Genomic DNA, 13,142 nt, shown 5'->3' with positions numbered 1-13,142 from the left:
CTCCTGTCCATTCCGTGCGCACTGCCCTGCCGAACCGGATGATCACCACGAGCAGCGGGATCGCCTAAACCATACGGCAGGTGTGCCGTAGCTCACTCCCCCGCCCGGCCTCGATCCGGGCACGGCCCCCGGCCCCGCGCCGCGGTCCGGGGGGCGCGGCCGGCCCGGACCCGGCCCGGCGCGCCGGACCCCGCCGGCCGGGCCCCGCCCGGTCAGTGCACGGATCGCAGGTGGACGACGTCGCCGGCGCCCACCGCCTCGTGGGTCCCCTCGGCGGTACGGATCACCAGGCGGCCCTCGCTGTCGACGGCTTCGGCCGTTCCGGTGAGGGAGCGGCCGCCCGGCAGCTCCGCGCGCACGTGCCGGCCGAGGGTGGAGCAGCCCGCCGCGTAGGTCTCCTGGAGGCCGCTGGCGGCGGGGTCGCCCGCGGCGGCGCGCCAGTTCCCGTACCACTCCTCCAGGGACCGCAGGACGGCCTTCAGCAGCGGCTCGCGGTCGGTGACGGGGGCCTTGGCCAGTGCCAGCGAGCCGGCGGTCGGCACCGGGAGCTCCTCCTGGGTCAGGGTGACGTTGAGCCCGATCCCGACGACGATGCCGTCGGCGACCCGTTCCGCGAGGATGCCGCCGGTCTTGCGCTCCTCACCCGCCACGCCGACCAGCAGGTCGTTGGGCCACTTGAGGGCGGTGTCCACGCCGGCGGCCCGGGAGAGCCCGGTCGCGGTGGCCACGCCGGCGAGCAGCGTCAGCCAGCCCCACTGCTCCTGCGGCACGGCGTCACCGGGCTTGAACAGCACGGAGAAGAACAGCCCGGACCGGGCCGGTGCGACCCAGCTCCGGTCGAGCCGGCCCCGCCCGGCGCTCTGCTCCTCGGCGACGAGGACGGCCCCCTCGGGCAGCTGCGGCGCCCGTGCGGCGAGGTCGGTGTTGGTGGACCCTGTGGAGGCGACCACCTCCAGGGAGGTCCACAGCCCGTCCCCGGTGACGAGGGCCCGCCGCAGCGCGGCGGCATTGAGCGGCGGCCGCTCCAGGCTCGACCAACGACCCGCGGAGGTTCCGGCTGATGCATCTGATGGCGTCATGCAACCCAATGTAGGTGTGTCAAACGCCGCACTGCCGAGCGCCATGCCCGCCGATACGCTACGCACCAGTAGCCAGCAGTAGTCAATCAATTGACCAGGCAGTTGACACCATGCAGGGAGCCGCGACCCCGATGTCACATCCGTCAGAGCCGATCGACATGCACACCACCGCGGGCAAGATCGCGGATCTGCAGCGCCGCATCGACGAAGCCACCCACGCCGGTTCCGCCCGCGCCGTGGAGAAGCAGCACGCCAAGGGCAAGCTGACGGCGCGTGAGCGGGTTGCCCTTCTGCTGGACGAGGGATCCTTCGTCGAGCTCGACGAGTTCGCCCGGCACCGCTCGACCAACTTCGGGCTGGAGAAGACCCGCCCCTACGGCGACGGCGTCGTCACCGGTTACGGCACGGTCGACGGCCGACCGGTCGCCGTGTTCTCGCAGGACTTCACCGTCTTCGGCGGAGCCCTCGGCGAGACCTTCGGCCAGAAGATCATGAAGGTCATGGACTTCGCGCTGAAGACCGGCTGCCCGCTCGTCGGCATCAACGACTCCGGCGGCGCCCGCATCCAGGAGGGTGTCAGCGCGCTCGGCATGTACGGCGAGATCTTCCGCCGCAACGTCCATGCCTCGGGCGTGATCCCGCAGATCAGCCTGGTCGTCGGGCCCTGCGCGGGCGGCGCCGTGTACTCGCCCGCGATCACCGACTTCACGGTCATGGTCGACCAGACCTCGCACATGTTCATCACCGGCCCGGACGTCATCAAGACGGTCACCGGTGAGGACGTGGGCTTCGAGGAGCTGGGCGGTGCGCGGACGCACAACAGCACGTCCGGCGTCGCGCACCACATGGCGGGCGACGAGAAGGACGCCATCGAGTACGTGAAGTCGCTCCTGTCCTACCTCCCGTCGAACAACCTCTCGGAGCCCCCTGCCTTCCCGGAGGAGGCAGACACCGAGGTCAGCGACACGGACCGCGAGCTCGACGTGCTGATCCCGGACAGTGCGAACCAGCCGTACGACATGCACACCGTGATCGAGCACGTGCTGGACGACGCGGAGTTCCTGGAGACGCAGTCGCTGTTCGCGCCGAACATCCTGACCGGTTTCGGCCGCGTCGAGGGGCACCCGGTGGGCGTCGTCGCCAACCAGCCGATGCAGTTCGCCGGCTGCCTGGACATCGACGCCTCCGAGAAGGCCGCCCGCTTCGTGCGGACCTGCGACGCCTTCAACATCCCGGTGCTGACCTTCGTCGACGTGCCCGGCTTCCTCCCGGGCACCGACCAGGAGTACAACGGAATCATCCGGCGCGGCGCCAAGCTGATCTACGCCTACGCGGAGGCCACCGTGCCCCTGATCACCGTCATCACCCGCAAGGCCTTCGGCGGCGCGTACGACGTCATGGGCTCCAAGCACCTCGGCGCGGACCTGAACCTGGCCTGGCCCACCGCGCAGATCGCCGTCATGGGCGCGCAGGGCGCGGTGAACATCCTGCACCGCCGCACCCTGGCCGAGGCCGCTCCCGAGGAGCTGGAGGAGACCCGCGCCCGGCTGATCACCGAGTACGAGGACGCGCTGCTCAACCCGTACACGGCGGCCGAGCGCGGTTACATCGACGCGGTGACGATGCCGTCCGAGACCCGGGCGCACGTGGTGAAGGGGCTGCGGCAGCTGCGCACCAAGCGGGAGTCCCTGCCGCCGAAGAAGCACGGCAACATCCCCCTCTAGTCCCTCCAGGAGGTCACCGTGGTGATCAAGGTCGTCAAGGGCAATCCGACCCCTGAGGAGCTGGCCGCCGCACTGGCGGTGGTCCGGGCACGCGCGGCGCAGCTGGCCGCGGCGACGCCGCCGGGCGCCCCGCAGGTCGCGGACGAGTGGTCGACGCCGGCCCGGGTGGCGCGGCGGCGGCTGCCGCAGCCGGGGCCGCGGGCCTGGGGCCGTACGTATTGGCCCGGATAGCCGGATGACGTGAACGCGGGGCGGCGCCTGAGTACCCGTACTCAGGCGCCGCACCCGTTCCCGGGGCCAGGATCGGAACATGCTCTGGTCCGACCCGAAGAACGAGCCGCCCGAGGAGATGCGCGACGCGCAGGCGATGATCCGGCGGCTCACCGTGGTGCTCGCCCTCGCCATGCTCGTGGTGGTGTACGTCCTCGGCGTGAGCCACTTCTGAGCCGCCCCCGGCCGCACCTACGATGGCGGGCATGACTGCCACGCCCCAGCCCCCGAACGCCCGCAAGGTCGTCCTCGCCTCCGCCTCCCCCGCCCGGCTGAACCTGCTGCGGCAGGCAGGCCTCGCCCCGCACGTGATCGTCAGCGGCTTCGACGAGGACACCCTGGACCACGACGAGCCGGCCGCGCTGGCGCTCGCGCTGGCCGAGGCGAAGGCGGCCGTGGTGGCCGGCCTGGACGAGGCCGCCGGCGCCCTGGTGATCGGCTGCGACTCGGTCCTGGAACTGGACGGCGAGGCGCTGGGCAAGCCCGCGGACGCCGACGAGGCCACCGCGCGCTGGAAGGCGATGCGCGGCCGGGCCGGTGTGCTGCGGACCGGGCACTGCGTGATCGACACGGCGACCGGGCGGCAGGTGTCGGCCACGGCGTCGACGACGGTCCGCTTCGGCGAGCCGACGGACGCGGAGGTGGCGGCGTACGTGGCCAGCGGTGAGCCGCTGCACGTGGCGGGTGCGTTCACCCTGGACGGGCTGTCGGCGCCGTTCATCGACGGCATCGACGGGGATCACGGCAATGTGATCGGGCTGTCCATGCCGCTGCTGCGCTCCCTGCTGGGCGAACTGGACGTGTCCATCACGGACCTGTGGGCTTGAGCTCCCCGGGCGGCGGCGGACCACCGGCGTGCCCGGGCGGGCCGCCGCCGTCGCCCTCGCGGCGCTCCGCCCTCTCGCCGTCCTGCCGGGCGGCGGGGTACAGGGTCAGGATCAGGACGAGCAGGCACAGGATCAGCATCAGGGTCACGAAGGCTGCCCAGCCGACCAGTCCGACGGCGAGCATGCCGAGCACCGCGTGGGTGACGGCGGCGCTGATGAGCACGACGCGGGCGAAGCGGCCCGGGGAGCGGTCGCGCAGCGCGGTGGCGGCGGCCAGCACGGCGCACAGCAGCAGGAAGGCTCCCATGCCCGCGCCCATGGCGTAGGTGGCTTTGGACATGACCTCCGGGTCGCTGCCCGCGATGGACATCGACTGGTTGGCCGTGGTGCGGCCCAGCACGATGTGGACGAGCACGAGCACGGCGGCTTCCGCGACCAGCACGATCGCGGCCAGTCCGGCCACGAGTCTTCGCAGCACCATGCGCCCACCCCCCACGTGTCACAAGCCTGTTCGACGCCTGGAGGCTACTAACGGGTAGCTCCGTGGACAAGACGTCGGCGGCGGTGGGATTGCGGTTCCTCCAGGCCTACGGTGCGCGCCGGAGCAGGTCCAGCCGGTAGGTCTCGCCGTAGCGGCTCACGTCCCTGCCGTCGACCTGGACCGTCCCCGGAACGGCACGGAACGCCTCGTGGACCCCGCGGCCGGTCATGACGTCCCCGGGCCCCTCGTGCACCCAGTGCGCGAGCAGCAGGTGGCCGCCGGGCCGCAGCCGGGCGCGGATCCGCCGGGCGGCGAGGTGCAGGTCCGCGTCCGACAGGTAGTAGCCCACCTCGGACATGACGACGAGGTCGAGGTCCGCCTGTCCGTCGGACAGGTCCTCGGGCACCCGCAGCGTCGCGAAGGAGACGCCCTCCAGGTCCGCGCAGGTGGCGCGGGCCTGTTCGACGGCGGCGGCGGAGCAGTCGGTGGCGAGCAGCTCCTCGCAGTGCGGGGCGAGGAGCCGGGTCAGGGCGCCCGCGCCGCAGCCGATCTCCAGTGCGGAGCCGAAGCGCCGCCCGGCGGGCAGCAGGGACGCGGTGTCGGCGAACTTCTCCTGCTCGTAGGGCTTGTGGAGGGTGCCCCAGGGGTCGGTCCGGGAGCGGTAGGCCCGGTCGAAGTGCGCGGTGGACACCGAGGTGCGGCGGGTGGCGGACATCAGGGCTCCGGGGTGTGTGCGGGGGTGTCGGCGGAGTGCTCCAGCTCCCAGACGAGTTCGGCCTGGAGGGGGCCGGGCCTGCGCAGGAACGGGCCGTGGCCGACGGCCACTGCGGCGAGTTGCGAGCCGTGGCAGACGATGGCGGCGCGCTTGGCGGCCCATTCGGCGTCGTCGAGGCGGACGTCGTAGGCCACCCGCATCCGGTGGCGGGCGGCGGTCTCGCGCAACGCGCCCCCGTACGCGGGGTCGACGGTCAGGCGTTCGACCGCGGCGTCCGTGCCCCACCGGCGCACGGCGCCCGTGTAGGGCAGGTCCGCGTAGACGTACGGCCGGGGGCCCGCCGGGTCGGCGAGTGCGGCGAGCGCCTGGTCGCGGACGGCCGCGTGGTCCGGCTGGTTGGTTCCGAGCGGCACCAGGACCCGGGTGTCGGGGTGCAGCTCCCGCAGGAGTTCGTCCAGTCCGGCGAGGGGGGCTCCGCCGTCGCGGTACGGACTGTCGGCATTGGGCAGGGCGAGCTGGTCCGCGCCCATGAGGGCGCAGGCCCGCGCGTCCTCCTCCAGGCGTACCCGGTGGGCCTCCCCGGCCGTGGCGAAGCCGCAGCCGGCGTCCCACCAGGAGGCGGGGGCGCCTGCGGGCGGGGCGCCGCCGTGGACGGTGACCACGGCGGCGGGGCCGTCCAGCCGGCCCAGCAGGCCGGCGACGGACAGGGCCGCGTCGTCGAAGTGCGGGGAGAGGACCACCGTGCGCCAGCGCGGCGAGGTCACCGCTGGTCCTCGTGCGTACGGTCGAGGCCGCCGTCCCCGGCGGCGGCGCCTGCCGTCACACCGGCGGCGTCGAGCAGGAGTCCCGTCGAGGTCTTGCCGAAGGGTCCGGCGATGTACTCGGCGAGAAGCCGGCGGGCCTGGGCCTTGTCGGCCTCGGGTACGGCGTCCGGCAGGACGAAGGTCGGGTCGGTGCGCTTGAGCTCCTCGACGGCCGCGTAGTACTCGTGGCGCAGCAAGCCCCACACCGCGCCGTCGTGGTGGCGGCCGTCGAGGTAGAAGTACTCGCGCAGGATGCCCTCCAGGGTGAAGCCCACGCCGGTCACCAGCCGGAGCACGTTCTTGTTGTAGAGCGCCGTGGTGAACTGCACGCGGTGGGCGTTGCGGGCGTGGAAGAGGTGGTCGATGAGGAGGTCGAAGGCCTCGGCGCCCAGGCCTCGGCGCCACAGTTCGCGGTCGCCGATGGCGCCGCCGAGGACGTAGCCGCCGACCGGCCCCTGGGCCTTGAAGTGCACGGCTCCGACGGTGCGGTCCTCGGCGTCGCGGACGGCGAACTGGCGCAGGCCGCCGCTCTGGTCGAGTCGGCGGAACTCCTCGGCGGTGACGACGTCCCCGTCGGTGGCGGCCATTACGGCGGCGGGGGCGTCGGGCCCGAACCACCGGGCCATCAGCTCGTAGTCCTCGTCCCTGGGCCGTTCGAGCCTGACGAGCTTGCCCTGCATGGCGACTCCCTGAATGAAGGTTCTGGATGGGTGGAGGGGTGGCGGTCAGGTGTGTGCCGCGGCGGGGGCGGCCGACGCGGCCAGGCGTTCCAGCCGGTCGGCGGCCTCGGGAGCGGCTCCGGCGGAGCGCAGTTCGGTGCGCATGCGGGCGGCGTTGGCGCGGATGCCGGGGTCGCCCATGACCCGTAGGAGGGCTTCGCGCAGGGTCTGCGCGGTCAGCCGGTCGCGGTCGAGGCGTACTCCGAGGCCCAACCGGTCGATGCGCTCGGCGACGGCGGTCTGTTCGTGGGTCTGCGGGACGGCCACCATCGGGGTCCCGTGGAGGAGGGCCTCCATGGTGCTGCCCATGCCGCCGTGCGTGACGAAGGCGTCGGCGTGGCGCAGGACGGCGAGTTGGGGGAAGTGCGGCCGGGCGTCGACGTGGTCGGGCAGCGGGCCGAAGTCGGCGGGGTCGAGCCCGGGGCCGTAGGCCATGACCACCTGCCAGGGCAGGTCGGCGACCGCTTCGGCGCACATGCGGAAGAAGTCGGGCCAGTCGTAGCAGGCGGTGCCCAGGGCGATCAGCAGCACCGGCCGGTGGTCGGCGGCGGGGCTCCAACCGCCCTGGAAGCCGCGCTCGCCGGCGCAGGGGCCGACGAAGGCGAAGCGGTCGTCGAAGGTCTCCCCGCGGTACTGGAAGGACCGCGGCAGGAAGACCAGGCGCAGCGGCTCGGTGTGGCCGAGGAAGTCGGCGGCGGAGGTCGCGGGCAGGCCGTGCGCGGTGAGGAACCGGGTCAGTTCCCGGACGAACCGCAGGACCCCGGGGTGCAGCGGCTGGTCCGCGAGGAACTCCGCCTCCAGGGAGAAGTGCTCGTTGGACACGAAGGAGGGCCACATCTCGGCGGCCGGGAGGTGCCACCGGGCGGCGAGCACGCGGCCGGCCCAGGCGATCCCGTCGTAGGCGATGAGGTCGGGCCGGTCCTCGGCCCAGGCTTCGGCCAGCACGGGCAGGGCGGCCTCGGCCTCCCGCAGGAAGTCCGTCGGCGAGATGTCCAGGCCGTCGTCGGTGAGGGCGTCGTCGACGGGGTTGCGGTAGACGACGGGCTCCGCGCCGACGGCCCGTACGGTCTCGGCGAACGCCTCGGTCACTGCGTAGGAGACCCGGTGACCGCGGCGCACCAGCTCTTCCACGAGGCCGAGGGTGGGGTTCACATGGCCGTGCCATGCGATCCCCACGAACCCGACGTGAAGCGGCATGACTCCCCTTTCCATTCGTTGACAAAACTTGACTGCCGACTGAGCATATTCGACAGATCATGACTTTCGGTAGAGGGGTGGGGATGACGACAGGAACCAGGGGGCCCGCCGCCGTGCGGTGGCACCGGGCGCTGGCCGGCACCGACGGGGCGCGGGTGGCCGCCTTCCCGTGGCCGACGGCGGTGGAAGCGGAAGCAGGAGCGGAAACGGCAGCGGCATCGGCTTCCGCGCCGTCCGTGCACCGCAAGCCCCAGGACGCGGCCTCCGCAGCCCTCGCAGCCGCCTTCGGCTCGCTGCCGCCGGACCTGCGCGCGACGGCCGCGCTGTACGTCCTGTGCCACGACTACGGCACCTGGGCAGCCCGGCGCTTCGTCGCCCGCTGCCACGACCCCGCCCGCCGGCTGCGGCCCTCGGACTCCGTCGGGATGGAGGCCTCCGAGCTGGTGCGCACCTGGCTGACCGCCGCCGAGCATCGCGGGGACTGCTACCTGCTGGCGCAACCACCGCTGCCGGGCGCGGAGTTCACCCCTGCTGTCGGCGTCGGGCGCCCGGCCGCCGTCGTACTGGACCTGATCGTGGTCCCCGGCGAGGACCCGCGCGACGCGGACCACCTCGCCCTCGCCACCGCATGGAAGGCGTCCGGCCTGTGAGCGACATCGTCATCAGCGGCCTCGGCCTCGTCACCCCCTTCGGCCAGGGCGTGGAGCCGTACTGGCGGGGCCTGCTCGGCGGACGCTCCGCCCTCGCGGCCGCCCGCCGCTTCACCTCACCGCCCTACCGGGGCGAACCGGTCGGCGAGGTCCCCGAGCAGGGGCCGGGGGCGGGAGGCGCGACGACGCGGCCGGGACCGGGGCCGGAGGAGGGCCCCCGCAAGAGCGCCTACGCGCGAACCGCGCTCCGCGAGGCGCTGCACGCGGCCGGCCTCGCCCGGCTCCCGGACGGCGCCGCCGTGCTCCTCGTCGGCCAGGCGCCCCTCCCCCCGCCGGATGACGGGTGGCACGGTCGGCGGGCCGTCGACGAACGGGAGTTCCTGGGCCCGGACCCGGAGGAGGTCCTCTCCGGGGTCCTCGCAGGCCCCGGCCGGCAGCCCGCGCACCTCTCGCACGCCTGCGCCTCCGCCGTCTTCGCCGTCGGATACGCCCGCGAGCTGCTGCGCTCGGGCGCCGCGCCCGTGGCCGTCGTGGTCGGCTCGTCGGTGCTCAACCGGTACGAGTACGCCAGCATGGACGTCGTCCGGGCCGTCGGCCGCACCGCCGCCCGGCCCTTCGACGTGGACCGGGCGGGCATCTCCCTCGGCGAGGGCGGTGGCGCCGTCGTCCTGGAGGGCGCGGCGCAGGCCCGCGCGCGGGGGGCGGCGGCCGACCTCGTGGTCGCCGGCGCGGCCTGCCGGGTGGCCGGCGCCAAGTCCGCAGCGTCCGACACCGGGCGGATCGCGGCCTGCATGCGCGCCGCCCTCGACGACGCCTCGGTGGACGGGCTGGACCACGTCCACGCGCACGCGACCGGGACCGGTCAGGGGGACGCGGCGGAACTGGCCGCCGTCGAGGCCGTCGCCGCGGACTGCGGCGCCCGCGCCCTGCCCGTCAGCTCCCACAAGGGCGCCATCGGCCACCTGCTGCACATCTCCGGGGTACCGGCGATCGCCGCGGCCGCCGGGACGCTGCGCGGCGGCGTGGTCGCGCCCACGGCCGGCCTCACCGTTCCGGAGCCGACCGACCGGGTGGTGCTGCCCACGGTGCCGATGGAGGTCGCCGGTGCGCGGACGGCCGCCGTGAACAGCTTCGGCTTCGGGGGCAACAATGCCTCGCTGGTCCTGCTGCGGCGGTGAAGGACGGGTCGCTCCGCCCGCGGGGGCCGGGCGGAGCGACCGGCACCGGGGAGGCGGCCGAACGGGATGCGGGCGGCCGGGATGTGTCCGGCCGGGACGGGCGGGCGCTGCGGCCGGCGGCCGACCCGGCCACCCGGGCCCGCAGTGGGGGGCCGGTCAGGCGGCCGCCACGCCGATCATCCTCCGCAGGGCCGCCGTGTCGGTCTTGCCGTTCGCGCTCAGCGGGAAGCGGTCGACGACGTGCACGGCGTTGGGCTGCTCGTATTCCGCCAGGTGCGGCGCCATCCGCCGGCGCCACTGGGCCGGCGAGCCCCCGTCGGGGTCGGCCACGACGAAGTGCAGGGTGCAGCCGCGCCGCAGGTCCTCCACCGCCAGCGCCTTGACCTGCCGGCCGCAGGCCTCGGCCTTGCGCTCCAGGCTCTCCGGGTACAGCGTGAAGCCCGAGCGGTGCACGGCCTGGTTGCGCCCGACGACGTACAGGTGGCCCTCGGCGTCGAAGTGCCCGAGGTCGGCCGTCGGGTACCAGGAGCCCTGCGGTACGGGGTCGAGCGTGCCGTCCTCGCGCAGGCGGCCCTCCATCAACCCCGGTGAGCGCACCTCTATCCCGCCGAGTTCGCCGGGGGCGGCCGGTGCGCCGTCCGGGCGGACGACGCGTACCTCCACGCCGGGCAGCGGCCTGCCGCAGCCGGTGGGCGCCTGCGGGGTGGCCAGCGCGACGTTGCCGAGCTCGGTGAGTCCGTACCCGTCGAGGAGGGGCCGGCCGAGAACGGCCGGGAAGGCCTCCGCGAGGGGCGCGGGCAGCGGGGCGCCGCCAACACCCCAGACGCGTACCCGGCGCAGCGCGGCACGCAGCTCGGGGCGGCGGCGCACCACGCCGAGCAGGGAGTGGTAGGTGGACGGGGCCGCGTCCACGGCCGTGACGCCGTGCTCCACGGACTGGGCGAGGGCCACGTCGAGCCGCTGGTAGGGGGTGACGGCCAGGGTGCAGCCGGCCAGCCACCACAGCAGCACCACGGACAGCCCGTACTGGTGGGAGAAGGGCAGCAGCGGGGCCAGCACGTCGTCGGCGCGGTAGCCCATGGCGGCAATGGTGCGCCGGGTGTTGTCGTGGAGGGCGCGCCCGGACTTCACGATGCCCTTGGGCGGGCCGGTCGTCCCCGAGGACCACAGCACCACGGCGTCGGTGCGGGCGAACCACGCGGCGAGGTCGACCTCCCCGCCGTCGCCCTCCCCGTCGGCCGGGGTGGAACGGGCGCCGAGGCCGGGATAGTCCAGCACGCACTCGCCGGGGAAGTCGGCGGCGTCCGCCGGACGGGTCAGCAGCCAGCGCGCCCGTGCCCGGCGGGCGGCGAACCGCCCGTCCGCGGCCGTCTGGCGGTGGTCCACCGGCACCAGCGAGGCGTCCAGGTGCATCAGGGCGAGCAGGGCGACGACGTAGTCGACGGAGTTGTCGCCCTTGACCAGGACCCGGTCGCCGGGGCCGACGCCGCGTCCGCGCAGCTCCCCCGCGGCGGCGAGCACCCTGCGGGTGAGCGCGGCCCCGGTGAGCGTGCCGGCCGCGTCGGCCAGCGCGGGGGTGGGGGCGGCGGCCGGCCGGCCGGGCGGAGCGGCCGGTGCCGTCCGGGCGGTCGGTGTGCCGGTCGTCGTCGCGGTCACCGCTGTGCTCCTTCCTGCGTTTCCCGTTCCAGCAGCGGGGTGCGCGGGTCCCAGTGCGTGCCCAGGGCCTGGTCGCGGCGGCGGCGGGCGATGCCGGAGAGCGCCTCCAGGACCACCCGGTTGCCCAGGTAGGCGGTGATGTCGGCGTGGTCGTAGGGGGGTGCCACCTCGACGACCTCGACGCCGACCACGGGAAGTTCGTAGGCGATCCGGCGCACCGAGTCCAGCAGTTCGCGGGAGGTCAGTCCGCCCGGCTCGGGTGTGCCGGTGCCCGGCGCCTGGCCGGGGTCGACGACGTCCACGTCCACCGACAGGAACACCCCGTCGCAGTCGTCCATGGCGACGGCGAAGGCCTCGGTGAGGCAGGTCTGCAGCCCGCGCGCGGTGATCTCGGACATCTCGTACGAGCGCATGCCCTCGCCGGCCATCCAGCGCAGCGTCTGCGGGCCGGGCCAGTAGCCGCGCAGCCCGATCTGCAGGAAGCGGTCGCCGCGCACCGCGCCCGACTCGATGAGCTGCCGCATCGGTTTGCCGTGGCCGTACAGCGGGCCGTCCTCCACCTCGCCGGTGTCGGCGTGGGCGTCGAAGTGCAGCATCGCGATGCGCCCGAAGCCGTGGTGGCGCGCCAGCCCGCGCATGTCGGGGAGCGCGATGGTGTGGTCGCCGCCGAGCACGACGGGGATCGCGCCGAGCCCGGCCGTCATCCGCACCGCCCGCTCGATGCTGCGGATGCTCTGCGCGATGTCGCCGGAGTAGCAGGGCACGTCCCCGGCGTCGTAGACCTTCAGTTCGGTGAGCGGGTCCACGCCCATGGCCAGGCTGCGGCGGGCGCCGTTCTGCGGCAGGTAGCAGGCCTGGCGCATCGCGGACGGGCCGAAGCGGGCGCCGGGCCGGTGCGAGGTGCCGCCGTCGAAGGGGGCGCCGAGGATGACCACGTCGGCGTCCTCGGGCGGGTCGGACAGGTCGAGCCGCGGGACGCCGAGGAAGGTGATGTCGGGCCCGTGGGCGGATCCCAGGTGCTGCACGTCAGCTTCCGATCATGTGGTGGCCGCCGTCCGCGTGGACGATCTCTCCCGTGGTGGCGGGGAGCCAGTCGGACAGCAGGGCCAGGCAGGTACGGGCGACGGGGGTCGCGTCGGCGGGGTCCCAGCCGAGAGGGGCGCGGGCCGCCCAGTCGGTCTCGAAGGCGGGAGCGTCGCCGCCGATGCCGCGGGCGGCCAGGGTGCGCACGGGGCCGGCCGCGACCAGGTTGACCCTCGTGCCGTCGGGTCCCAGCTCGCGGGCGAGGTAGCGGCTGCACGCCTCCAGCCCCGCCTTGGCCACGCCCATCCAGTCGTAGCCGGGCCAGGCGCGGGAGGCGTCGAAGTCGACGCCGACGACGGACGCACCGGGGCGGAGCAGGGGCCGGCAGGCCACCACGAGGGCCTGGAGGGAGTACGTGGAGGTGTGCAGGGCGGCGGAGACGTCGGGCCATCCGGCGGTCATGAAGCCGCCGTCGAGGCATGCGGCCGGGGCGTGCGCGATGGAGTGCAGCACACCGTCGACGCCGTCGAGGTGCTCGCCGACGCGGTCGGCGAGGGTGGCCAGCTGGTCGGGCGCGGTGACGTCGAGTTCCACGACCGGCGGTTCGTGGGGCAGTCGGCGGGCGAGCCGCTGCACCAGCGAGGTGCGGCCGTACGCGGTGAGGACGATCCGCGCGCCCTCCTGCTGGGCGAGGCGGGCCACCGCGTACGCGATCGAACTCTCGGTGATCACACCGGTGATGACGAGTCTCTTGCCGTCGAGCAGGCCGCTCATCCGGGTCTCTCCCTCACGGTCCTTCGGGGGCGCCGGGTCGGTCCGG

Annotated in this window: 15 protein-coding genes; 6 read left to right on the top strand and 9 right to left on the bottom strand. The window is 74.3% G+C overall.

What is annotated here, in order from left to right:
* Positions 1–212 precede the first annotated feature (212 nt).
* Positions 213–1,079, bottom strand: coding sequence for a biotin--[acetyl-CoA-carboxylase] ligase (locus tag IF89_RS0110580; RefSeq protein ID WP_030764521.1), 867 nt, complete (start codon positions 1,077–1,079; stop codon positions 213–215).
* A gap of 131 nt (positions 1,080–1,210) precedes the next feature.
* Between IF89_RS0110580 and IF89_RS0110575 the strand changes: the two genes are divergently transcribed.
* The 4 genes from IF89_RS0110575 (at position 1,211) to IF89_RS0110560 (ending at position 3,900) form a co-directional block, all read left to right on the top strand.
* On the top strand, positions 1,211–2,803 hold the full coding sequence (locus IF89_RS0110575) for an acyl-CoA carboxylase subunit beta (protein ID WP_030764519.1): 1,593 nt from the start codon (positions 1,211–1,213) through the stop codon (positions 2,801–2,803).
* An 18-nt stretch (positions 2,804–2,821) separates the two neighbouring features.
* Positions 2,822–3,034, top strand: coding sequence for an acyl-CoA carboxylase epsilon subunit (locus tag IF89_RS0110570; protein ID WP_030764517.1), 213 nt, complete (start codon positions 2,822–2,824; stop codon positions 3,032–3,034).
* Positions 3,035–3,113: 79 nt separating this feature from the next.
* Positions 3,114–3,248, top strand: a complete 135-nt coding sequence (mmpB, locus tag IF89_RS49020) for a morphogenic membrane protein MmpB (RefSeq protein ID WP_267882091.1) — start codon at positions 3,114–3,116, stop codon at positions 3,246–3,248.
* Between the two features lie 22 nt (positions 3,249–3,270).
* Positions 3,271–3,900, top strand: a complete 630-nt coding sequence (locus IF89_RS0110560; RefSeq protein ID WP_030764514.1) for a Maf family protein — start codon at positions 3,271–3,273, stop codon at positions 3,898–3,900.
* Here the strand turns inward: IF89_RS0110560 and IF89_RS0110555 are convergent.
* From IF89_RS0110555 to IF89_RS0110535, 5 genes are all read right to left on the bottom strand, one after another.
* Complete coding sequence (locus IF89_RS0110555; protein WP_234327717.1) at positions 3,881–4,381, bottom strand: hypothetical protein; 501 nt, start codon at positions 4,379–4,381, stop codon at positions 3,881–3,883. The genes IF89_RS0110560 and IF89_RS0110555 overlap by 20 nt on opposite strands.
* A gap of 106 nt (positions 4,382–4,487) precedes the next feature.
* A complete protein-coding gene (locus IF89_RS0110550) occupies positions 4,488–5,096 on the bottom strand; it encodes an SAM-dependent methyltransferase (protein ID WP_030764508.1) in 609 nt (202 codons plus the stop codon).
* The gene (locus IF89_RS0110545) at positions 5,096–5,860 is read right to left on the bottom strand and encodes a PIG-L family deacetylase (protein WP_051806950.1); all 765 of its coding nucleotides are present in this window, start codon (positions 5,858–5,860) and stop codon (positions 5,096–5,098) included. The genes IF89_RS0110550 and IF89_RS0110545 overlap by 1 nt, the downstream gene beginning before the upstream one ends.
* Positions 5,857–6,579 (bottom strand): GNAT family N-acetyltransferase, encoded by a 723-nt coding sequence (locus tag IF89_RS0110540; RefSeq protein WP_030764502.1) that lies wholly within the window; start codon positions 6,577–6,579, stop codon positions 5,857–5,859. The genes IF89_RS0110545 and IF89_RS0110540 overlap by 4 nt, the downstream gene beginning before the upstream one ends.
* Positions 6,580–6,624: 45 nt before the next feature.
* On the bottom strand, positions 6,625–7,815 hold the full coding sequence (locus IF89_RS0110535) for a macrolide family glycosyltransferase (RefSeq protein WP_030764500.1): 1,191 nt from the start codon (positions 7,813–7,815) through the stop codon (positions 6,625–6,627).
* 83 nt (positions 7,816–7,898) lie between these two features.
* On the opposite strand from IF89_RS0110535, the gene IF89_RS40705 reads away from it, so the two are divergent.
* Together IF89_RS40705 and IF89_RS0110525 are read left to right on the top strand one after the other, a co-directional pair.
* Positions 7,899–8,465 carry a hypothetical protein gene (locus IF89_RS40705; RefSeq protein WP_158717836.1) on the top strand — a complete coding sequence of 189 codons (567 nt, stop codon included), beginning with the start codon at positions 7,899–7,901 and terminating at the stop codon, positions 8,463–8,465.
* Entirely contained in the window at positions 8,462–9,643 is a 1,182-nt protein-coding gene (locus IF89_RS0110525) for a beta-ketoacyl synthase N-terminal-like domain-containing protein (RefSeq protein ID WP_051806948.1), read from the top strand. Before IF89_RS40705 ends, IF89_RS0110525 begins: the two co-directional genes overlap by 4 nt.
* 156 nt (positions 9,644–9,799) lie before the next feature.
* On the opposite strand, the gene IF89_RS0110520 is transcribed toward IF89_RS0110525, so the two are convergent.
* The 3 genes from IF89_RS0110520 to fabI are packed head-to-tail and all read right to left on the bottom strand — an operon-like array spanning position 9,800 to position 13,096.
* Entirely contained in the window at positions 9,800–11,299 is a 1,500-nt protein-coding gene (locus IF89_RS0110520; RefSeq protein ID WP_078628210.1) for a class I adenylate-forming enzyme family protein, read from the bottom strand.
* The gene (speB, locus tag IF89_RS0110515; protein ID WP_030764489.1) at positions 11,296–12,324 is read right to left on the bottom strand and encodes an agmatinase; all 1,029 of its coding nucleotides are present in this window, start codon (positions 12,322–12,324) and stop codon (positions 11,296–11,298) included. The genes IF89_RS0110520 and speB overlap by 4 nt, the downstream gene beginning before the upstream one ends.
* Position 12,325: 1 nt before the next feature.
* Positions 12,326–13,096: an enoyl-ACP reductase FabI gene (gene fabI, locus IF89_RS0110510; protein WP_030764486.1), complete on the bottom strand. Its 771-nt coding sequence runs from the start codon at positions 13,094–13,096 to the stop codon at positions 12,326–12,328.
* Between the last annotated feature and the right edge of the window lie 46 nt (positions 13,097–13,142).

This window comes from Streptomyces sp. NRRL F-2664, assembly GCF_000719345.1.
Lineage (GTDB): Bacteria > Actinomycetota > Actinomycetes > Streptomycetales > Streptomycetaceae > Streptomyces.
The sequence above is the reverse complement of the archived record's forward strand: the minus strand, read 5'-3'. Positions and strand labels throughout refer to the sequence as shown.